Consider the following 20,775-nt stretch of genomic DNA (forward strand, 5'->3'; position numbering starts at 1 on the left):
GGAAGGCGCGTAGACTCCTCCGAAAATGCTAACGCATTTCCATCGTGCGTGGGCTGATTCAGGAAGCTAATCAATGTCCTGCGGGAGCAGATGGTCAGGTGAGACCCCGCAGGACCAAAGCGACGAGGAGGCTCAGCGCCAGCCAGGAAGAATTGCCTTTTGAAAAAGCCGGCAGTGTTGGGCTTTTTCATTATTCTTCCCGCGGAAAGCGAAGCGCCTGGAACGAAAATCAACAGTCTATTTTAACAGAGCCAATTTTTAAAAGGGCTAATCATTAGCACTCTAATACACAACCTGACAATGGAAGTTGTCACTTTGTATTAGAGTGCTAATTTTTTTGTGCATTTTCCTTCGAAAAGTTATATAGTTAACACATAGGGAGGGAATTTATGGAAGAGGAAACGGTAGCAATCAGACATCATTATTTAGACTGGATAAAGGTATTGGCAATGATGGTCGTGTTTCTTTATCATTGTTCAATGTTTTTTAATTCATTTGACTGGCATATAAAGAACAACACAATCAATCATACATATATTGAGTTTTTTTCACTCTTAGCAGGAAATTGGATTATGCCAATTTTTTTTGTGCTTTCAGGAATGTCTGCTTATTATGCATTAAAAAGAAGAAATTCTAAAAGTTTCATGAAAGAAAGACTATTACGATTGGGAATCCCCTTACTTTTTGGAGTCTTTCTATTGTCACCACCACAAGTGTATATTGAAAGAATCACGAATCATCAATTTAAAGGGTCATTCATAAAGTTCATTCCCCATTACTTTGATGGACTCTATTTGGAAATAGGCGGAACTGGCAATTTCGCTTTTTTTGGACATCATCTTTGGTATCTTTTAATGCTGCTGCTTTTTTCAGGCATCACGCTGCCATTTTTTCTGAAAGCAAGGCGGGAAGCAGAGCGAAAGGAATTTAGTATCCTACAGTATTTACTCATTCCTATTGCTCTATCAATCGCTGCCTTAACTGTTAACAGTATTGTGAATTTAGGAAGTTGGGGAATCATCTTTTATTTACTGTTGTTTATTTCAGGGTTTTATTTTTTCGCTAGAATAACATTAAGGCAGTTTGTCCGTAAAACAGGACTTTTAGCAGGTGCGCTGAGCATCCTTTTCACAGCGGTCTATCTTTCCTGGGTTATCTTCTATGGGTTTCCGATGGTTCCAGGAGTGAGTTGGGCGATCTTTATGATTGTTCGTGTCTTATTGGTATGGAATACGCTGTTCTTTATTCTTTTTCTGGGAGATAAATATTTGAACTTCTCTAATTCAATATTAAAATATGCAAGTGAAGCTTCTATGCCGTTTTATGTTCTTCATCAACCGATGATTATTCTAATAGGGTATTTCATATATAGTATAGACTGGCCCATACCGCTAAAGGTCATAGTATTAGTTTCCTCATCATTTGCCCTCATCATGTGCATTTACCATTTTATAATTAAGCGAGTTAACTTTCTCCGGCTTCTGTTTGGATTAAAAGTAATCGAGATAAGAAGAGAGACTACTGAGACGATTAAATTATAGATGCAGTAGAAAAAGCTTGGGATATCCCAAGCTTTTTCTTGTGCTTATTGGTGTTCGTGCATATGTAGAGTCTTGGTTGCTCCGTTACTTTTTCGCCTTAAAATGGACCACTGCAGAATAGAACAGCCTGCCTTTATCATCTAAATGCATCTGATGGGACACATGATGGACAGTTAGCATGATCGCTTTATTGATCTCGATTTGTTTATTGATTTTTTGTTCAAGGGTTTTCAAATCGACCGCTTCGAAAAATTCAACTTTATCTTCAATAAGTTCAAATTGGAAATCCATAGATTTTTTCTCCTTTTGCGTACACATATTCTATACACAATAAAATAGCAAATTCTCTATAAAAATGATACTTTTTTTGATAAATTAAAACGACAGGCATATTTGGGTGGAGAACACCGAACTCTAGTAATGCATATGCGTAAAAGTTTTATACATAGGAGAAAATTCTTGGGAGGACGCAGATATGAGCAGAATTGGTATTATTGGTGCAATGGATGAAGAAATAGAGCATATTCTTGATGCAATGAAGGATTATGATGAGAAAAAGAAAGCGGGCATTACTTTTTATATCGGCACATTTAACGGATATGATGTTGTACTTTGCAAGTCAGGTGTAGGGAAAGTGAACGCGAGTGTATGCACTCAAATCCTGATTGATGAATTCGCTGCTTCTAATATCGTTTTTACAGGCGTAGCGGGAGCGGTGAATCCTGATTTAAGAATTGGCGATATCGTCATCTCAACTGATTGTGTGCAGCATGATATGGATGTTCGGGCACTGGGTTTTAAGCTAGGGGAAATCCCTTATACAGAAGTCTCGGTCTTTAAAGCCGATAAGCAATTAATTGACTTGGCGATAGCAGCAAGCAAAGAAATCGTAGAAGATAAGAAAATCGTCAGCGGCAGGATTTTATCAGGTGACCAATTCATCGCAGACCGCGAAAAAGTGAAATTCCTTCATGAGGAGCTTAATGGTTATTGCACAGAAATGGAAGGAGCAGCGGTCGGACAGGTATGCAGCATGAACAACATCCCGTTCGTGATCATCCGTTCGATGTCCGACCAGGCCGACGGTTCAGCAGACGTAAACTTCCTGGAATTTACAAAGCTTGCATCAAAGAATTCTTTTGAAATCGTCAATGAAATGGTGAAGAACTGGAAGCTTTGATTTCCGAATTCAAATACGAGATTAGCGTGGACGTTCATTCCACGCTATTTTTGTGTTATCAAGGATAGAGTAAGAATCTGAATAAACTATTTCCAATATTTACATACCAATAAAATGTTTAAAACATGTTAAAGTAGGGATGTGGTTAAGTCTAATAAATGCAGGTGATATAAAATGAAGGCTAAACAACTCTATGAAAAAATGGTTGATTACAAACAGTTTGCAACCATCCTGCTTGCAGTGGGAGTTTTCTTTTATCTTGGGACGATCATTCCGTCAGAAACGAAAGTGATGACAGATATATATATTGCTATAGGCGCATCCATGGGATTCCTTGCTGGTTCGATCTTACTCTTTGCTTTTGCGAAAAAATACCGCAACCAGCTGATTGAATCAGAGGAAGGCCAGGAATTATTGATGAAGAAATAAATCGGCTTGCTGAACTGCATTCCGGTTATTGGATTAATCCGATAACTTGGAATGCAGTTTTTTTGTTGAAATTTGGCGAACGCTTTTTTGGAAAAAAAGGCCAAAAAAGGTTTACAAACTATGGAACAGTGGATATACTTACCAATGTGAGTTAATAATTCAGAAGGAGGTCGAGTGAAATGATCATGAATGGATACTGGAAAAACGCACAAACTTCATATCGTAATGCGCATTCGACCGGATCGGACTGGATTATTTAAGTTGCTTTATTGACTAATACATCCAAGGCCGCAGGGAGAATCGTGCCCTGTGGCTTTTTTGTGCCCATTTAGGCCGCAGGGGAGGAATCCTTGCGGCTTTTTGGGGTGGAATCAAAAGGAGGTGAACCCAATTATGACCTTAAATATCTTGTTTTTCACAATTACGATTAACAAACGTCAAATGTCTCTAGAAGAAATTCGCCATAATGAAATGGTTGATAAGATGGTTGAAGAAAACAAAACACGTCAATCAATGCTGCGCCTGTTTTAATTCATTTGAATAATTTAACGAAGAAAGGTGGAAAGAAAATGATTTATTTAATTCAAAGAAGACTGGCTAGCTTATGGGTGGAGAAGGACACCACCTAACGAAGGAGTTGGGAGGTAAATTTATGTCTTTGCATATACTGTTGTTAACGCTTGTTTTCAGGAAAAAGAAATCCCATCGTTAACAAAATGTTCACAACCCCACCCTTTTAACACCGTATTTATGTGATAAATTTGGTGTAATAATGGGTCTGTTAAAGGGGTGATGGGCATGTTCTTAATCGTCATGGGATTGGTGATCTGTGGTGCTGTCGGTTTGGTTGTTGCTGCAGAAGTGAGCGTGGAATAGAAGGTCAAAAGAGGGTGTTCCAAATGCATAAAACTTTTGGGCACCCTCTTTATTTATGTGATAGCTTGGGGCCTTTTCAAAGAGACTTCCGAATCGGATCATCTCTAAAACCAGAAGCCGTTTTTCACATTAAGAAAACCCGGATCAACAGTCCGGGTTTTTCCTCATTGGCCTTTATTCTTTTTCTTCTCCTTTTCCGCGCGGTAAAATTCATGGAACATTTTCATCAACGCCCGTTTTTCGATCCTTGATACATAACTTCTCGAGATTCCGAGTTCCTTGGCAATTTCCCGCTGTGTTTTCTCCTTCTTCAAATCAAGGCCAAAACGGCCAACAATGACCTCTTTTTCACGGTCATCGAGGACATCGATATATTCTTTCACTTTTTCAAGCTCCATATTGAGCTGGATCGTGTCAATGACATCCTCCGATTCAGACTTCAGGACGTCGATGAGCGAGATTTCGTTTCCTTCTTTGTCCTGGCCAATCGGGTCATGCAATGAAACATCTTTTTTTGTTTTCTTCAATGCTCTCAAATGCATGAGAATCTCATTCTCTATACATCGTGCAGCATAGGTGGCAAGCTTGGTGCCCTTTCCTTCCGAATAACTTTCGATGGCCTTAATCAGGCCGATTGTTCCGATTGAAATCAAATCCTCAGAATCCTCGCCGGTGTTTTCGAATTTTTTCACGATATGCGCGACAAGTCTCAGATTGTGTTCAATCAGCATGTTCCTTGCGTGTGGGTCGCCATTTGCCATCAACCTTAAGTACTTTCGCTCATCAGCAGCAGATAACGGTTGAGGAAATGCATTGTTTTTAACATACGAAACAAGAAGGATGACTTCTTTTACTAGATACCCGAGTGCTGTCAGTATGCCAGACATGTTTCCACCCCCGCTTTTTTAGGCTTTCGCCTATAATAAATTCCTATGTCTGTATGAAAGGGATTGTGTCTGTCCCAATAAATATTTTGTTTTGGAAATTAATACCACAAGTTTGCTTTTAAGAAGGAATAGATAACCCTATGAACACTTTGTTTTGTCACTTTTTAGACCAACAACGTTCACATAAAAGAAACAGACATAGTTATAGGGGTATGGGTATAATTCAGGTGTAAGGTAAATCAATCGAATCAATTTATTAGGAGGCAATAAATTATGGAACAGCAAACACCATCTTTAGCGGTTATTTTATTATCTGAAGATCTTGAAAAATTGCATGCTGGGGCCCTTGTTGGATCAGTCGCATCCATGTCAGGAATGACAGTCAATGTTTTCGTGACAATGAATGCTCTAAAGTCTTTCCGTAAAGACAGCTTCGAAAACACAGACTTTATTACAGGAACAATCGGCAAGGAAATGCTTGCGAAGAAAATTCCATTATTCGATGCATTATTGCAGGAAGGCAAAGAAATGGGTGAGTTGAATATTTACGGATGCGCATTAGCAATGGACATCATGGATTGGAAAGAAGAAGATATGCTGGATGTATTCGATGGCGTCATCGGGGTAACGAAATTCCTGGGAATGACCCAGGGAGCAACAGTCATTACAATGTAAACTGCAGAAGCAGGAAAAGTGATTCGGCGTGCAGGCCTTTCACACTTTCCCCTTCATGCAAAAATAAAAAATCTTTTCTTATTTTAACATAAAACATTAACTTACAGGAGGAATAAATCATGAGTGAAGTACAAGTAACAAAATCAATCGATGCAAGAGGAGCATATTGCCCTGGACCATTAATGGAATTGGTAAAAGGCATTAAAACAGCACAAGTTGGAGATGTAGTGGAAGTCCTTTCCACTGATAAAGGTTCAGCAGTTGATATCCCTGAATGGGTTAATAAAATGGGCCACGAAATTGCCTACCTCGAAAATGAAGGCGATGAATTCAAGATCGCAGTTAAAAAAGTAAAATAATTGATCGCTGTTTGACACAGGCTCTTTACGGTAACTACGAGTTCAAGCCGTAAAAAAGTCCAGAACAAAACAACAGCCTTGATCAAAGAATCCAGTAAAGAGGTGGACGAAATGACAAAAAAAATCGTGGTTCTTGGAGCCGGCAGTGCGGGTACAATGGTTGCAAACAGGCTAGCCCGCCAGCTTGGCGAAGAAATTAAAAAGCGAGAAGTCGAAGTCACTTTGATTTCCAATACAGAAAAGCATATTTACCAGCCAGGATACCTATTCATCGCTTTTAATGAAAAACCGTCTGAGCATTTTATCAGGAAGCAGGATACTCTTGTCCACAGACATGTGAATCTTGTTTATGATGATGTTGAGAAAATCGATGTAGAGAAGAAGACGGTCAAAGGCAAAAAGCAGTATCAATATGACTATCTAGTCATCGCAACAGGATCCCATCCTGACTTTGACAGTGTTCCAGGTTTGAGGGAAGGTGCGCATAACTTCTATACACTTGAAGGAGCAGAACGCCTTCGTGATGACCTGGCAGCGATGGAAAAAGGGAAAATCCTGATCACCATCGATGTGCCGCACAAATGTCCAGCTGCTCCACTTGAACTGGCATTGATGCTGGATGACTATTATCGCAAGAATGGCAGACGCAAGGATATTGAAATCAAATACGCCTATCCGATCGGACGGATCCATTCACTGGTTCCAGTGGCAGAATGGGGACTGCCGCAGTTTGAAAAACGGGATATCAAATATGAAACATTCTTCAATCTGGAAGAAGTGGATCCAAAGCGCAAAGTCGCAATTACAATGGACGGCTCTGAACATGAGTATGACATGCTCATTACGATTCCGGCGCATACTGGCGCAAAAGCTGTGATTGATTCCGGCATTGGCGATGAATCCGGCTTCATTCCGACAAACCGGACAACGTTGAAAATGATTGGCCAGGACGATGTCTATGTAATTGGTGATGCAACCAACCTGCCAATCAGCAAAGCAGGATCAACTGCACACTATCAATCTGAATCCCTGGTTGCCAATATCATCAGCAGATTATCCGGCCGTCCGGAAACCGCTGTCTATAACGGCAAGGTGGCCTGCTTCCTTGAAAACAGCCTTGAAGATGCCAGCATGATTACGTTTGACTACAATAACCCGCCGCAGCCAGCAGAGACTTCTGACCTGCTGCACTGGTTCAAAGCAGTATACAACGAGCTTTACTGGTTAAATGCCAAAGGGATTTTATAGAAGGGGTGGTTGAGATGGCTACAGAAACACCTCAAGTACAAAAAAACGAACAACATAAGCTCGTCGGCTTTACGGATGCAGCCATGAATGCAGTAACCGGGGAAATGGTCTCGACCATTGGCGAAACAGGTGTCAAGATGGTCGAGATGGCCGATGATCTGCTTCAGCCTGAAACGCTCTCACTTTTAAAGGCACTGCCTGAAGTAGCCGAGAACCTCGAGCGGACTTTAATGGAAGTAAAACGCATGGAAGAAACAGGTGTCCTGAAATCGCTTATGCAGCTTGCGGATATGGCTGCTGCCATGAAGGGAGCGATGACAGGGCCAATGGTAACCGATATGGTTGAGAAGGCAATCAAAGGTGTAGAACTAGCAGATTCCTTCATCCAGCTTGGTGCCATCGACCTCGTTGACGGTATGCTGACTGCATTCCATCATGCTCAGGAGGAAACAAAAGATAAAGAGCCTCTATCCTCCATGCAGCTGATGAAGGCTGTCACGCAGAAAGAAACAAGGGAAGGCATGACCCTGATGATCTCCTTCCTGCAAAACCTGCCAAAGCAATTGAATAAATAGAAAAAGAGAAGGGGCATCCCTTCTCTTTTTCTATTTATAAAGGATGTCATTTTTCATTTCTGTCAGTTTTGTGAGAACCCCATCGATATCTTGTTCCGAGACATTGAATTCCCTTAGGCTTTCTGCAAGGTGATTGGCGATCGCGCCAAAATGTTCATCATTAAGGTTCATGCCTTTGTGCGCCAGCTCCATGCTTCTTCCGGAATACTGGTTCGGTCCTCCCAATGCCCAGCTGATGAATAAAGACTGGTGACGCCGCTGTTTTTCCATGTCTGTTTCCTTGAAAAACTGGTTGACCGTTTCATCAGCAAGCACCTTTTCGTAAAAAACATCAACAACTTTCGTAATTGCATCTTGTCCTCCAAGGCGGTCGTATAAAGTTTCCATTCAAATATTCCTCCCTTTTGAGAATGACTTGCTTATTATCTCTTTTTATCCATAAGAATATGAATGAAACTTTTTTCCTTATTCAATCCACTTATAGCCGACTCCCCAGACGGTAGCGAGGTATTCATCAGCGGCAAATCCAGCTTTGCGAAGCTTGTCCCTCAGATTCCTTACATGTGAATCAATCGTACGGTCTTCCGTTGCGACACCATATCCCCATATTGTTGAAATCAGATGTTCCCTTGTGAAAACCTTATTTTTGTTTTGCAAAAAAAGGCTTAATAATGAAAACTCCTTTGGTGTCAGAGGAATCAGGATACCGTCATGTTGTACTTCATACGAATCCATATTAAGATTAAGTCCTTTGAATGTAAGCATTTGGCTTTTGGAAGAATGTCTTCTCAGCAATGCTTCGATTCTTGCAAGAAGTTCTTCTTCATCAAAAGGCTTGGTGATATAGTCATCTGCTCCGATTTTTAAACCTTTGACGATATCCGGTTTTTCGCTCCTCGCGCTCAGCATGATAATCGGGATGTCCCAGTGTTTCCGAATTACGCCGCATGCCTCCCAGCCATCCATCTCGGGCATCATGAGATCGAGTATAACAAGGTCAGCTCCATGATTCTCGAGGAATTCAATAGCTTCATTGGCGGATGTCTTCTTGATGCATTTATGGCCGGCCGGCTCCAGATAAAGAGCAAGCAAGTCAAGCATCCTTATTTCATTATCTACTAGCAATATTGTTGGCATTATAATAATTACCCCTTGAAAATAATGATTATCTTCATCTTACACTAAATGAGTGAAGAAATTGTGCACGCACCGACGAATCCCAGATTAATTTGCAAATTTAACAGGAAGCTCCCCCAGAGCCCAAACCAAAATGGACAGAATCCCATAACCTGATAACAGGATAAAGAAAAGGAGGTTGAAAGTATGCCTTACGGTTATTATCCGCCATATGGAGTTCCTTATGGAGGATATCCCGGCTTTTACGGCGGGGGTGGCGCATGGTTTGCGCTCTTCATCATCTTGCTGGTAATCGTCCTTATTTTCGGAGGATGGTGGTATTTCACTTGTTAAAAAGATAAAAGGTTTATCCTGGATGGGATAAACCTTTTAATATGTCTTTTCTTGGAGAAGCCCGTTTTGAATAGGGACTAGGTAATGGAAAAAATAGAAATTTTAGAAAAATAACATTATAATAAAAAAATAGACATAAAGGGGGAAATAAAAATGACAAATACATATTCTGATGTCTGGGACCTTGAGGTGTTTTTTAAAGGGGGAAGCAGTTCTCAGGAATTTGCAAACCATCTAAAGGCAGCAGGCGAGCAAATCGAAAAGTTTAAAAAGGAAGTTGAGGTCTGGGAGCCAGCAGATCAGTCAAGCGAGAGTTCAAGGCTGGCAAATCTCGTAAATCTGTTTGATGGAGCAGCGAAGAAAGTAAGGCAGGCGGGTGCATTTGTTAGTTGTTTGCATGCACAGAACACAGATGATAAGAAGGCTGGCCAATTGAAGGCAACAGTCACCGAACTCAGTGCATCATTGCAAACTGCACTGACTATTTTCGAACAGAAGCTATCCAGCTTTTCTCAGGATGTTTGGGATGAGCTTTTGCAGGACGGACAATTGAAGGAGCTCCGTTTTGTACTTACAGAGCGGCGGGAACGTGCGGCTGAAAAACTTTCCGAAAAAGAGGAGTCCGCTATAAATGCATTAAGTGTGGACGGCTACCACGGCTGGGGCCAGATGTATGACCTTTTTGTGGGAAATACGAAAATCCAGTATAAGGAGGAAAGTCTCTCTGTCGGCCAGGCAGCGAATAAGATGTCAGATGCAGACCGTTCTGTCCGTAAAGAGGTTTTCGCGGCATGGGAAACAGCCTGGGGAGAGAAAGAGGATTTTTACGCAAAGACACTCAATCATCTCGCTGGCTTCCGTCTCAATGTCTATAAGCTGCGGGGCTGGGAGGATGTGTTGAAGGAGCCGCTTGATATCAACAGGATGAAGAAAGAAACACTTGATGCTATGTGGGAGGTTATTTCCGACAACAAAGAGCCGTTTGTCCGGTTCCTGAACCGAAAAGCGGGGCTCCTTGGACTTGAAAAGCTGAGCTGGTTTGATTTGGATGCGCCAATTGGGAGTGCTGAATCGAAAATGTCCTATCAGCAGGGAGCTGATTTTATAGTCGATAACTTTGCGCAATTTGGCAAAGAAATGGCCGATTTCGCGAAAATGGCATTTGAGGATAATTGGATCGAGGCTGAAGATCGTCCCGGCAAGGCTCCTGGCGGCTTTCATACCTTCTTTCCTGAGAGCAGCCAATCCAGGATCTTCATGACCTACTCTGGTACGCCATCCAATGTCTCGACATTGGCACATGAACTTGGACACGGTTTCCACACCTACGCAATGAGGGATCAGCATCTGTTGAACCGGAATTATGCGATGAATGTAGCAGAAACAGCTTCTACATTTGCTGAAATGATTGTTTCAGACGCTTCCGTCAAAAACGCGCAGACCAAGGAAGAGAAGCTTGGTTTATTGGAGGATAAAGTCCAGCGTTCCGTCGCACTCTTGATGAATATTCATGCGAGGTTCCTGTTTGAAACCAAGTTCTACGAAGAGCGCAAACAAGGAGTGGTCAATCCGGAAAGATTAGGGGAATTGATGAAGAATGCACAAGAAGAAGCGTATGGTGGGGCACTCGAAGAGTATCACCCGCTGTTCTGGGCGTCCAAGCTGCATTTCTTTATAACTGGAGTGCCATTCTATAACTTCCCATACACTTTCGGTTATTTATTCTCCCTTGGCATTTATGCAATGGCCCTGGAGGAAGGCAATGGATACGAAGAAAAGTATATTGCCCTTTTGAAGGATTCGGCATCGATGACAGTCGAGGAATTGGCACAGAAACACCTGAACGTCGATCTCACGAAAAAGGATTTCTGGGAAAAAGCCGTTCGCATGTGCGTGGATGATGTAGAGGAATTTATGGCTTTGACGGAATAGGCGATAGTATCAAACTATAAATGCCACATAGCATGCAATTGGTGGTATATTTAGCCCGAATCAGGCAGTTGTGCTGATGAAAAACGAAAACCCAGCCCTTTTGAGGCTGGGTTTTATACTTTTCGTAGCTTGAAAGGACTGATCATCAGTAAGCTGAGTGACAACATAATGAACAAGAATGATTGCGGGGGAATATGGGGGATGGCCAGGAAACTAAGCGTTGCCAGCACTCCCGCTGCGGTGATCGGCAATCCTGTAAAGTATCCATTATTCTCGGTTATATTGAATCTAGCCAGGCGGAATGCGCCGCATCCTATATAAAAAACAATGAAAAAGGCCCCCGGGGCGCCAAATTCGAACAAAATTCCCTGATAGATTAATAGTGCAGGAGCAACACCGAATGATATAATATCACTCATGGAATCCAATTGCTTTCCAAGTTCAGATTCAATATTAAGCTTTCTGGCAACCATTCCATCAAACCGGTCTGCCAGGGCAGCAATGAAAATCAATAAAAGGCTTAAGTTTAAATTGCCTTTCATGCCGACGATGATTGCGAATCCGCCTAATGAAAGATTAGCCAATGTCAATACGTTGGCAGTCTGGGATTTTACTTTTTTGACAGTTGAGTCTAGTACATCCTGAAGAAACATCTAATTCACTCCTCTTACTGGAAGACAGTTTCTGCATTGTTCAGCTTTCCGAAATTATTCGGGGGCAATTTCAAATTTGCTTCGAGCCTTTAGAACAATTCGTTCATGATTGTTTCAAAAAGAAAGAGCCTTATTGAAAAGGGAACTAGCACATTGGGTTATTATATAATAATATATAATTCTAAGCTGATTATGCTCTTTCGTAAAGATTTCTTTTTGCTATTTCACGGAATTTTTAATTAATTTTATTCATCAAAGACAAAAGAAAGCAAAAACCCAATAATTTTAACGGAGGTATGTTCATTGCTCCAAACTATATACCGCTTGCTTATCGAATTGACGAATGGGAGATGGACTTCTGCCATGCTGCATAAATTCGCAAAATCAAAAAGCAGCAAAATCATTGTCCCTTCGTTTGCCAAAACCTATAAGATCAATCAGGACGAAATGGAAAAATCGATAGAAGAGTATGAGAGCCTGCATCAATTTTTCATCAGGAACCTGAAAGCAGGATCAAGAACAGTGGATGAAGAGCCCTTGTCAGTTGTCAGTCCTGTCGATTCAGTGATAGAAGATATAGGTGAAATCGAGGCTGACAAAACGATTAAAGTAAAAGGAAAAGTGTATTCGATTTCGGAAATGCTCGGTAACGATGAAGCGATGACACGGTATGAGCAAGGCACCTATATGATTTTTTACCTGAGTCCAAGCCATTACCACCAAATTCACAGCCCTGTTGCAGGCAACGTTGTCAATCAGTGGACATTGGGAAAGAAGTCTTACCCTGTAAACAAGATGGGGTTGAAATACGGGAATTATCCATTGTCAAAGAACTTCCGTAAAATAACTGAAATCAGGCATGATTCAGGCATGATGGCCGTTATAAAGGTTGGCGCCATGTTCGTTAACTCGATTGAAACCACACACGCCGGAACGAGCCTTGAAAAAGGCGAGCAAATGGCGTACTTTACTTTCGGCTCGACTGTTGTGCTTCTGTTTGAAAAAGGTACAGTGAATCTTCTGCCGAACATCACAGCGCCATATCCTATTAAATATGGCGAGAGAATCGGTACAAGGAATGGACAAGGATAACCAGCGAGGCACAGGTTTAATCTGTGTCTTTCATTTTGTTTATGCATCTATGCCAAACTAAGCAAAAAAAAGAGCCCTTTTGGGGCTGTCAGGAAGAGACTTTGATTCGGTTAGATAATGACCGCCGGTGGATTTCCGTTTCAATCAAACGAATAAACTCATAGCTAAGGTTCAGTTCTCTTGCTTTGAAATAGGATTCGATCAACAGCTCGTCCGATAGCTTGCGCATTTCAGTCATTCACCCCCAAAAGGATCTTCTAAATCAGATTTTAATTGCATATAATTGTAAGTTGTTTCGTTTCTACCCTTACTCTAGCAGATAGAAACATTCAGAACAACTGTTCTAATTATCCACAAATAGCAGTGGATAACCTGTGATTAAATTGTTTATAAATGGGAAATTTGTAATAGAATCAATGTGTATATTGTGCATAAGGTTATCCACAGGGTTGGAAATAGCTGGATTTTGTCGAAAAGTTTTTTGTAATTCTTCGAAAATTTATCGCATAAAGCAGAAAATCGGTTGTTTTTGTCAATCTTTATCAGGAACCGGCTGTTAATTCGGTGAGATCTGTATGTTTGTTTTGAATACGAGGATAAAATTGGGTATGATGTTAACGGTATGATAGGAATTTAATTAATGAGGTGTTATAAAATTGCTAAAGCATTTTTTGCCTGACCAGCATGTGAAAAATATATTCGAAATCGACCCTGATAGCCTGAAGGAAAAAGGAGTCAAGGGAATCATAACGGATTTGGACAATACCCTCGTTGAATGGGATCGGCCGACTGCTACCCCAAAGCTGATCGAGTGGTTTGATAATATGAGAAGAAATGAAATACTCATAACGATTGTTTCAAATAATAATGAGAAAAGAGTAAGAGCATTCTCTGATCCGCTTCAAATCCCATTTATTTTTCAAGCGAGAAAGCCAATGACCAGGGCGTTCAATAAGGCTTTGAAGCAAATGGGCTTGCGTAAAGAAGAAACCGTCGTGATTGGCGACCAGCTGCTGACAGATGTACTTGGCGGCAATAGAAGCGGATTCCACACCATTCTCGTTGTTCCGGTTGCCCAGACAGATGGGTTTGTGACTCGATTCAACAGGAAAGTGGAAAGAAGGATTTTGAATTGGTTCAAGAAGCAAGGAAAGCTGAATTGGGAGGACTAAGATTTGAGTGAACAAGTAATCTGTACAGGCTGTGGTGTGAAAATCCAAACTGAAAATCCTGAAGAACTAGGGTATGCCCCTGTTTCGTCATTGGAAAAAGAGGCTATCGTCTGCCAGAGATGTTTCCGCCTGAAAAACTATAATGAAATCCAGGATGTAAGTCTTACCGATGATGACTTCTTGAAAATATTGAATGAACTAGGGAGCAGGGATGCCCTGATTGTGAAGATCGTCGATATTTTCGATTTCAATGGCAGCTGGCTTCCTGGAATCCAGAGATTCGCGGGGAAGAACCCGGTATTATTGATTGGAAATAAAGCTGACCTGGTGCCTAAATCGGTCAAGCAGCGTAAGCTGATTGACTGGATGAAGAAGGAATCCAGGGAACTTGGGCTGAATCCGATCGATGTCTTTCTTGTAAGTGCGGCAAGAGGGTATAACATCAGGGAAGCTGCAGCGGCAATAGATGAATATCGGAATGGCAAAGATGTCTATATTGTAGGCTGCACAAATGTAGGGAAATCAACTTTTATAAATCGAATCATCAAGGAAGTGACAGGTGAAGGGGATGTTATCACTACTTCACATTTCCCGGGCACAACGCTTGATATGATCGAAATCCCGCTTGAGGACGGCAAAGCGATCGTCGATACTCCGGGAATCATCAACCATCACCAGATGGCGCATTATGTGGATAAGCGTGATTTGAAATACATTACGCCGAAAAAAGAGATCAAGCCAAAGGTGTACCAGTTGAACGAACAACAGACATTATTTTTCGGCGGCCTGGCACGGTTTGATTATCTGGCTGGAGGCAAAAGGTCTTTCTCCTGCTATGTACCGAATGAAATCAATATCCATCGTACAAAGCTGGAAAATGCGGATGAGCTGTATAGGAATCATGCGGGTGAATTACTGACTCCTCCAAGGCGTGAGCAGATGGATGAATTCCCTGAACTTGTCCGCCATGAGTTTACGATTAAGGAAGCAAAAACGGATGTCGTTTTTTCAGGGCTGGGCTGGGTGACAGTCAATGACGCTGGAGCAAAAATTGCGGCATATGTACCTAAAGGGGTTCATGTGATGCTGAGAAGGTCCCTGATTTAAACTATTATTTACGGGTATCCGGCAATCAAACTACGAAGGAAAGGGCGGGAGAATCATGAAGAAAATGTTCGGCGTCATCGGTGATCCAATTGCACATTCAATGTCTCCTGCCATGCATAATGATCTATTTGGCTTTTATGGAATTGATGCAGTCTACCTGCCATTCCATGTCAGCAAGGAAAATCTTGAGGCAGCCATAAAAGGGTTGAAAGCATTGGGCGTTAGTGGCTTCAATGTGACAATCCCTCATAAAACTGATATCATGGCCTATCTCGATCAAATCGATCCTTTAGCAGAAGCAATTGGAGCCGTTAATACGGTCAAAAATGAACATGGCATTTTGACAGGCTACAATACAGATGGACCTGGCTTCGTCAAGGGACTTGCATCAATGGATGCTGATCTTGATTCGAGGCCGGCTTTAATTATTGGTGCAGGTGGTGCTTCAAGAGCGATCTACTTTTCAATGGCCCAGGCTGGAATTCAGCGGATTGATCTATATAACCGGACAGCTGGGAAGGCTGAAGAATTGGTCAGCTCCTGTCCCTTCAAAGTCCAGTCAAAGGTCCTTGACAGGGAAACAGCCGAAAAGTCACTGCATGAATATCAGTTGATCATCCAGACGACTTCCATTGGAATGTCACCAGATTTAGGAGGGTTGCCGCTTTCCCCTGAAAATATTTCACGGGGTGCAATCGTCAGTGATATCATTTATAATCCTCTGCAAACAAAATTTTTGGGGGAAGCGTCCAAAAAAGAAGCAAAAATCCAAAATGGCGTCGGGATGTTCGTTCTCCAGGGAGCGCTTGCTTTCGAGAAATGGACCGGGATTTTTCCGGACACCGAGAGAATGAGAGCCAATGTTTTAAGAAATTTAGGAGGTTAACACATGTTAACAGGTAAGCAAAAACGTTTTTTAAGGTCAAAAGCCCATCATCTGAATCCGATTTTTCAAGTCGGCAAAGGTGGGGTAAATGAAAATATGATTCAGCAAATCGCGGACGTGCTTGAAGCGAGAGAGTTGATCAAGGTAAGCATCCTCCAGAACTGTGATGAGGACAGGGATACTGTTGCAGAGCAGCTTTCACGCGGAGCAAAAGCAGAGCTTGTTCAGGTGATCGGGAATACAATTGTTTTGTATAAAGAATCACGCGAGAATAAGCAAATCGTTCTTCCGAGATAAACAACTGGGAGGTGCCTGATTGATGAAGGTTGGCATATTAGGCGGAACCTTTAATCCGCCGCACACCGGGCATTTGGTAATTGCGAATGAAGTTCTTCATGCTTATGGGCTGGATGAAATTTGGTTCATGCCCAATCAGGTTCCGCCGCATAAATCAGTCGACATGCCTATCAGCAATTCAGACAGGCTTGCGATGCTCGAGCTTGCTATTGCAGACAACCAGAAATTCAGGGTGGAAAAAGCAGAACTCGAGAGAAATGGTCCTTCTTATACGTATGAAACGATGAAAATATTAAAAGCTAAGAATAATGAAATTGATTTCCATTTCATTATTGGCGGCGACATGGTTGAGTACTTGCCAAAATGGCATAAAATAGATGAGCTGCTGGAGATGGTAAAGTTTGTGGGGGTCAGCAGGCCGTCGTACACGACTGAAACGGAATATGATATTCTGTATGCAGATACACCACAAATGGATATCTCTTCAAGCATGATCAGAGAGAGAGTCAGGGACGGCATAAGCATTCGCTATTTGCTGCCCGAATCTGTGAGGCTTTATATAGAGGAGAATGGATTATATGGATCGTGAACAAGCACTTGAGATTGTGAAGCCGCAGCTGACTGAGCATCGATATGTGCATACCCTTGGAGTGATGGAGACTGCCATCAGGCTCGCTGAAAAATACGGCGCAGACCTCACAAAAGCAGAATTGGCTGCCATTTTCCACGATTATGCCAAATTCCGGCCAAAAGAGGAAATGAGGCAGATTATCGTTGACCAAAAAATGCCGCCCATCCTGCTGGAGTTCAACAGTGAGCTTTGGCATGCCCCGGTAGGAGCCTTTCTTGCTGAAAAAGAAGCTGGCATAGAAGACGGGGAAATCCTTGATGCCATTCGATTCCATACTTCAGGCAGGGTTGGAATGACGCTCCTTGATAAAATTATTTATCTGGCTGATTATATTGAGCCAGGCCGTCATTTTCCCGGGGTGGATGAGGTTAGGGAAATGGCAGAGAAGGATTTGGACATTGCACTGATCCAGTCAATGAAAAATACCATCCTATTTTTGATGAAGAAAAACCAGCCGGTATTTCCGGATACATTTAAAGCATACAACAGCATTGTAAAAAATTCAGGAGGGTGATTGAATGAACGATCGACAACTATTGATGACAGCTGTCAAAGCAGCAGACGATAAAAGAGCAGAAGATATTATGGTTTTGAATATGAAAGGCATCTCGCTGATTGCCGACTATTTCATTATTTGCCATGGTAATTCTGACAAACAGGTACAGGCAATTGCACGTGAAATCAGGGAAAAAGCAGAAGAGCAAGGATATGGCCTGAAAAGGATGGAAGGATTCGATGAAGCAAGATGGGTCCTGATTGATATTGGCGATGTGGTTGTCCATGTCTTCCACAAAGAAGAGAGAAGCTATTACAATTTAGAACGTCTCTGGGGAGACGCGCCAATCGAAAATGTTCAAAGTGAGCTGAATTAAGTGTCCTACGAACGATTCGCTTATTTGTATGATGAACTCATGCAGGACGTTCCTTATGATGAATGGGTCAAAATCGTCGAAGCGTATAAAGGGAAATATCAAGTGGATGGAACGAGGCTTCTCGACCTTGCGTGCGGGACCGGGGAGCTTTCTATCAGATTTGCAGAAAAAGGCTATGAGGTGACCGGCGCGGACCTGTCTGGCGATATGCTTTCAGTTGCCCAGGTGAAGGTCCAGGCACTTTCTGTACCTATCCAATTCTTCCAGCAGGACATGACCGATTTAGAAGATTTAGGTGAGTTTGATATCATCGGCATTTTTTGCGATTCCCTGAATTATTTGGAGGATGAACAGGCAGTCAAGAAGACCTTTGAAGGTGTATACAGTCTATTGAAACAGGGCGGCTTGTTTATTTTCGATGTCCATTCTATTTATAAGATGGACCATATTTTTGCGGACGCGACATTTACATGGGATGACGAGGAAATCACGTATATCTGGAACAGCTTCAAGGGAGATGCCACGCATAGTGTTGAACATGAACTGACTTTTTTTGTACTCGACGAAAAAACCGGAAAATACGATCGTGTCGATGAAGTGCATTACCAGCGTACATATCCTGAAGCCATATATGCAGATTTGCTGAAGCAGGCAGGCTTTGAGAATATTGAAATCACCGGTGATTATTCACTCAATGCTCCTGATTCCACAACTGAGCGTTTATTTTTTGCTATGATTAAATCATAAAAGGGTTTTATACACATTAAAAAAGCTCCCGATTCACACGGGAGCTTTTTTTGTACCATTTTTGTCATAATTTTAAGGAAGGATTATCGAGTTGTATGGAGAAAACTTTTAAGGACCGAATTGTTCCTTAATGCTTTCCAATTCTGTTGCGTATTTTTTATGTGTCGCCCTGAACACTTTTTCAAACATATCTCCCGTTTCACGATCCAGTACCTTGATTCCTTCTCCAGTAATGCCGCCTTTCACGCAAACCTTTTCCTGCAAAGTTTGTAATGTATAATGTTTTTGACTCAAAAGTTCCCCTAAACCAATTAACATCTCGCTTGATAGTTTAGTGGCAGTTTCCTGATCAATTTCCGTTTCTTTAACCGCTCCATTGATAAAGCTCTGGACAAGGTGACTGAAGAAAGCTGGGCCGCAACTGACTATATCAGATGCTACCCTTGTAATGTTCTCCTCTATTTCCAGCGGGACAGATACCTTTTTAAAAAGAGTAAACAGAGCTTCCCGCCATTCCGTGGTGCACCGTTTGCCAAACGAGAAAAGCGATACACCGGCAAGCGCTCTGCTTGTAATGCTTGGAATGATCCTCATGACAGAACAATCCACTTTGCTTTCAATTTGTTCGACACTGATTGGGCTTGTTATGGAGATTACACATTTTTCCTTCGTAAGCACAGGAGTGATGGTTTCTAGGACTCCCAAAACATTATGAGGCTTCACACATACAAAAATGGCATCGGCTTTTTCAGCTACTTCTACTGCATTCTTTCCAATGGTTAAGCCTGGATATATTTTTTTTATCTCTAAAGCTTTTGATAAGGTCCTGTTCGTAATCATCATTGAAGAAGGGGAAACGGCATTCCCATCAATGAGAGCTTCGGCGAGAATTCTCCCCATATTCCCTGTGCCTATTATCCCTATTTTCATAACCCTTCCCTCCTTCGTACATTTATTCTCCTATATCCATATGATTTTCATTTTTATTTTATGCCAGAGAAGAAAGGTGTTGATGCTGCTTGGAATGGATCAAGGAAAACAAAATCTTTGTTATTGCAGGAATTGCGGCTTTGTTATTTTTTCTTTATTCATCTTTTGATAAAGAAGATGAATTGACCGAAGGAAATGCCGGAGCCGTAGAGCTGGTTACAGAACTGGAAACTGAGGAAAAGGTGGAAGTGGAGGAAAAAGAAATCATCATGATGGCAGATATTAAAGGAGCCGTCACCCATCCAGGTGTATATGAGGTGAAAGAGGGGGGAAGGGTGATTGACTTGATTGAGATGGCTGGAGGGCTAGAAAATGAGGCAGACGCGGCCGCAATTAATTTTGCCATGTATGTCCAGGATGAAATGTCAATTTATGTGCCGCGCATCGGAGAAGAAGCTCCTTCATCTTTACCAGTACAGAATGCCGGGGAGGGGACAAAGGGAAAGCTGGACCTGAATTCTGCTCAATCAGCCGATCTTCAGACCTTGCCGGGAATCGGTCCGGCCAAGGCTGAAGCGATTATCGAGTACCGCGAAACGAGCGGGCCGTTTAAAACAATCGAGGATTTAAAGGAAATCAGCGGGATTGGAGAAAAAACATTTGAAAAATTAAAGGACCTGATTTCGGTGAAATAGCTGCCGTTGAAATTGAACTCTGTCAGCCAAAGACTTAAAATGGAGGATATAAAAAAGTTGTCATAAAACTGAGGTTTTAAGGGGGATTACATCATGGAACGAAAGAGTTGGGATGAATATTTTTTGGATATTGCCGAAGAAGTCGGCACACGTTCTACCTGCCCAAGGCTGCATGTCGGATGTGTGATTGTCAAGGACAAGCATATCGTTTCGACCGGTTATAATGGATCGATTCACGGTCATGACCATTGTGAGGATGTTGGCTGCCTGATTAATGAACAGGGGCGATGCATCAGGACGTTGCATGCAGAGGAAAATGCGGTCCTCCATGCGGATAGAGGACTATTAAAAGGGGCAACGGCGTTCGTCACCCATGAGCCTTGCGAAAAGTGCTCCAAGACCCTTGCGCAATCAGGGATTGCCAGGATTGTATATAAATCTGCGTATCCTAACAAATACAATGAGCTCTTCCTAAGGGATGTAGAGGTTGTCCATTTGCCTTAAAAAATTTAAAGGATTAA

28 protein-coding genes are annotated in these 20,775 nt (G+C 42.0%); 21 read left to right on the forward strand and 7 right to left on the reverse strand.

The features are described 5' to 3' along the window. Window positions 1-389 precede the first annotated feature (389 nt). Window positions 390-1,541 carry an acyltransferase family protein gene (locus J7E38_RS00215; protein ID WP_214704620.1) on the forward strand — a complete coding sequence of 384 codons (1,152 nt, stop codon included), beginning with the start codon at window positions 390-392 and terminating at the stop codon, window positions 1,539-1,541. A gap of 84 nt (window positions 1,542-1,625) precedes the next feature. Here J7E38_RS00215 and J7E38_RS00220 read toward each other — a convergent pair whose 3' ends face one another. Next, window positions 1,626-1,832, reverse strand: a complete 207-nt coding sequence (locus J7E38_RS00220) for a YrzA family protein (protein ID WP_214704619.1) — start codon at window positions 1,830-1,832, stop codon at window positions 1,626-1,628. Between the two features lie 184 nt (window positions 1,833-2,016). On the opposite strand from J7E38_RS00220, the gene J7E38_RS00225 reads away from it, so the two are divergent. The 3 genes from J7E38_RS00225 to J7E38_RS00235 all read left to right on the forward strand — a co-directional run bounded on the left by J7E38_RS00225 (window position 2,017) and on the right by J7E38_RS00235 (window position 3,681). Next, complete coding sequence (locus tag J7E38_RS00225; protein WP_214704618.1) at window positions 2,017-2,721, forward strand: 5'-methylthioadenosine/adenosylhomocysteine nucleosidase; 705 nt, start codon at window positions 2,017-2,019, stop codon at window positions 2,719-2,721. A 174-nt stretch (window positions 2,722-2,895) separates the two neighbouring features. After that, window positions 2,896-3,150 (forward strand): YrhC family protein, encoded by a 255-nt coding sequence (locus J7E38_RS00230; RefSeq protein ID WP_214704617.1) that lies wholly within the window; start codon window positions 2,896-2,898, stop codon window positions 3,148-3,150. A gap of 393 nt (window positions 3,151-3,543) precedes the next feature. Then, window positions 3,544-3,681: a YrzI family small protein gene (locus J7E38_RS00235; protein WP_214704616.1), complete on the forward strand. Its 138-nt coding sequence runs from the start codon at window positions 3,544-3,546 to the stop codon at window positions 3,679-3,681. A gap of 509 nt (window positions 3,682-4,190) precedes the next feature. Here the strand turns inward: J7E38_RS00235 and sigK are convergent. After that, on the reverse strand, window positions 4,191-4,913 hold the full coding sequence (gene sigK / locus J7E38_RS00240; RefSeq protein ID WP_144476121.1) for an RNA polymerase sporulation sigma factor SigK: 723 nt from the start codon (window positions 4,911-4,913) through the stop codon (window positions 4,191-4,193). Window positions 4,914-5,186: 273 nt separating this feature from the next. On the opposite strand from sigK, the gene J7E38_RS00245 reads away from it, so the two are divergent. The 4 genes from J7E38_RS00245 (at window position 5,187) to J7E38_RS00260 (ending at window position 7,770) form a co-directional block, all read left to right on the forward strand. Continuing rightward, complete coding sequence (locus J7E38_RS00245) at window positions 5,187-5,588, forward strand: DsrE/DsrF/DrsH-like family protein (RefSeq protein WP_214704615.1); 402 nt, start codon at window positions 5,187-5,189, stop codon at window positions 5,586-5,588. 119 nt (window positions 5,589-5,707) lie between these two features. After that, window positions 5,708-5,947 (forward strand): sulfurtransferase TusA family protein, encoded by a 240-nt coding sequence (locus J7E38_RS00250; RefSeq protein ID WP_023627220.1) that lies wholly within the window; start codon window positions 5,708-5,710, stop codon window positions 5,945-5,947. Window positions 5,948-6,058: 111 nt separating this feature from the next. After that, complete coding sequence (locus tag J7E38_RS00255) at window positions 6,059-7,195, forward strand: NAD(P)/FAD-dependent oxidoreductase (RefSeq protein ID WP_214704614.1); 1,137 nt, start codon at window positions 6,059-6,061, stop codon at window positions 7,193-7,195. Between the two features lie 14 nt (window positions 7,196-7,209). Continuing rightward, window positions 7,210-7,770, forward strand: coding sequence for a helical membrane plugin domain-containing protein (locus J7E38_RS00260; RefSeq protein ID WP_214704613.1), 561 nt, complete (start codon window positions 7,210-7,212; stop codon window positions 7,768-7,770). A 30-nt stretch (window positions 7,771-7,800) separates the two neighbouring features. Here the strand turns inward: J7E38_RS00260 and J7E38_RS00265 are convergent, their stop codons facing one another. Then, window positions 7,801-8,157, reverse strand: a complete 357-nt coding sequence (locus J7E38_RS00265) for a group I truncated hemoglobin (protein ID WP_214704612.1) — start codon at window positions 8,155-8,157, stop codon at window positions 7,801-7,803. Window positions 8,158-8,235: 78 nt separating this feature from the next. After that, window positions 8,236-8,907 carry a response regulator transcription factor gene (locus tag J7E38_RS00270; RefSeq protein ID WP_214704611.1) on the reverse strand — a complete coding sequence of 224 codons (672 nt, stop codon included), beginning with the start codon at window positions 8,905-8,907 and terminating at the stop codon, window positions 8,236-8,238. Window positions 8,908-9,093: 186 nt separating this feature from the next. On the opposite strand from J7E38_RS00270, the gene J7E38_RS00275 reads away from it, so the two are divergent. Both J7E38_RS00275 and J7E38_RS00280 read left to right on the forward strand, forming a co-directional pair. Further along, window positions 9,094-9,240 carry a hypothetical protein gene (locus J7E38_RS00275; RefSeq protein ID WP_186326744.1) on the forward strand — a complete coding sequence of 49 codons (147 nt, stop codon included), beginning with the start codon at window positions 9,094-9,096 and terminating at the stop codon, window positions 9,238-9,240. 153 nt (window positions 9,241-9,393) lie between these two features. Beyond that, entirely contained in the window at window positions 9,394-11,172 is a 1,779-nt protein-coding gene (locus tag J7E38_RS00280; protein WP_214704610.1) for a M3 family oligoendopeptidase, read from the forward strand. A gap of 113 nt (window positions 11,173-11,285) precedes the next feature. Here the strand turns inward: J7E38_RS00280 and pssA are convergent, their stop codons facing one another. Further along, entirely contained in the window at window positions 11,286-11,825 is a 540-nt protein-coding gene (gene pssA, locus J7E38_RS00285) for a CDP-diacylglycerol--serine O-phosphatidyltransferase (RefSeq protein ID WP_214704609.1), read from the reverse strand. A 303-nt stretch (window positions 11,826-12,128) separates the two neighbouring features. On the opposite strand from pssA, the gene J7E38_RS00290 reads away from it, so the two are divergent. Continuing rightward, window positions 12,129-12,917 (forward strand): phosphatidylserine decarboxylase, encoded by a 789-nt coding sequence (locus J7E38_RS00290; RefSeq protein ID WP_214704608.1) that lies wholly within the window; start codon window positions 12,129-12,131, stop codon window positions 12,915-12,917. Between the two features lie 88 nt (window positions 12,918-13,005). On the opposite strand, the gene J7E38_RS00295 is transcribed toward J7E38_RS00290, so the two are convergent. Beyond that, a complete protein-coding gene (locus J7E38_RS00295; RefSeq protein ID WP_079510333.1) occupies window positions 13,006-13,146 on the reverse strand; it encodes a sporulation histidine kinase inhibitor Sda in 141 nt (46 codons plus the stop codon). 427 nt (window positions 13,147-13,573) lie between these two features. Between J7E38_RS00295 and J7E38_RS00300 the strand changes: the two genes are divergently transcribed. The 8 genes from J7E38_RS00300 to J7E38_RS00335 are packed head-to-tail and all read left to right on the forward strand — an operon-like array spanning window position 13,574 to window position 18,629. Beyond that, window positions 13,574-14,089, forward strand: a complete 516-nt coding sequence (locus J7E38_RS00300; RefSeq protein WP_214704606.1) for a YqeG family HAD IIIA-type phosphatase — start codon at window positions 13,574-13,576, stop codon at window positions 14,087-14,089. A gap of 3 nt (window positions 14,090-14,092) precedes the next feature. After that, window positions 14,093-15,196 (forward strand): ribosome biogenesis GTPase YqeH, encoded by a 1,104-nt coding sequence (gene yqeH / locus J7E38_RS00305; RefSeq protein WP_214704605.1) that lies wholly within the window; start codon window positions 14,093-14,095, stop codon window positions 15,194-15,196. Window positions 15,197-15,251: 55 nt separating this feature from the next. Further along, window positions 15,252-16,082: a shikimate dehydrogenase gene (gene aroE / locus J7E38_RS00310; protein ID WP_214704604.1), complete on the forward strand. Its 831-nt coding sequence runs from the start codon at window positions 15,252-15,254 to the stop codon at window positions 16,080-16,082. A 3-nt stretch (window positions 16,083-16,085) separates the two neighbouring features. Next, window positions 16,086-16,379, forward strand: a complete 294-nt coding sequence (gene yhbY, locus J7E38_RS00315; RefSeq protein ID WP_214704603.1) for a ribosome assembly RNA-binding protein YhbY — start codon at window positions 16,086-16,088, stop codon at window positions 16,377-16,379. Window positions 16,380-16,398: 19 nt separating this feature from the next. Next, window positions 16,399-16,968, forward strand: a complete 570-nt coding sequence (locus J7E38_RS00320) for a nicotinate-nucleotide adenylyltransferase (protein WP_214704602.1) — start codon at window positions 16,399-16,401, stop codon at window positions 16,966-16,968. Further along, window positions 16,958-17,524: a bis(5'-nucleosyl)-tetraphosphatase (symmetrical) YqeK gene (gene yqeK / locus J7E38_RS00325; protein ID WP_214704601.1), complete on the forward strand. Its 567-nt coding sequence runs from the start codon at window positions 16,958-16,960 to the stop codon at window positions 17,522-17,524. Before J7E38_RS00320 ends, yqeK begins: the two co-directional genes overlap by 11 nt. A 4-nt stretch (window positions 17,525-17,528) precedes the next feature. Then, complete coding sequence (rsfS, locus tag J7E38_RS00330; protein WP_144476136.1) at window positions 17,529-17,882, forward strand: ribosome silencing factor; 354 nt, start codon at window positions 17,529-17,531, stop codon at window positions 17,880-17,882. After that, window positions 17,883-18,629: a class I SAM-dependent DNA methyltransferase gene (locus J7E38_RS00335; RefSeq protein WP_214704600.1), complete on the forward strand. Its 747-nt coding sequence runs from the start codon at window positions 17,883-17,885 to the stop codon at window positions 18,627-18,629. Between the two features lie 108 nt (window positions 18,630-18,737). On the opposite strand, the gene comER is transcribed toward J7E38_RS00335, so the two are convergent. Next, window positions 18,738-19,559 (reverse strand): late competence protein ComER, encoded by an 822-nt coding sequence (comER, locus tag J7E38_RS00340; protein ID WP_214704599.1) that lies wholly within the window; start codon window positions 19,557-19,559, stop codon window positions 18,738-18,740. 89 nt (window positions 19,560-19,648) lie between these two features. On the opposite strand from comER, the gene J7E38_RS00345 reads away from it, so the two are divergent. Next, entirely contained in the window at window positions 19,649-20,254 is a 606-nt protein-coding gene (locus J7E38_RS00345; protein ID WP_214704598.1) for a helix-hairpin-helix domain-containing protein, read from the forward strand. A 93-nt stretch (window positions 20,255-20,347) separates the two neighbouring features. Continuing rightward, the gene (locus tag J7E38_RS00350; RefSeq protein ID WP_214704597.1) at window positions 20,348-20,758 is read left to right on the forward strand and encodes a deoxycytidylate deaminase; all 411 of its coding nucleotides are present in this window, start codon (window positions 20,348-20,350) and stop codon (window positions 20,756-20,758) included. The last annotated feature ends 17 nt before the right edge of the window (window positions 20,759-20,775 follow it).

It is taken from the genome of Bacillus sp. ISL-35, from assembly GCF_018613355.1.
Classification (GTDB): domain Bacteria; phylum Bacillota; class Bacilli; order Bacillales; family Cytobacillaceae; genus Mesobacillus.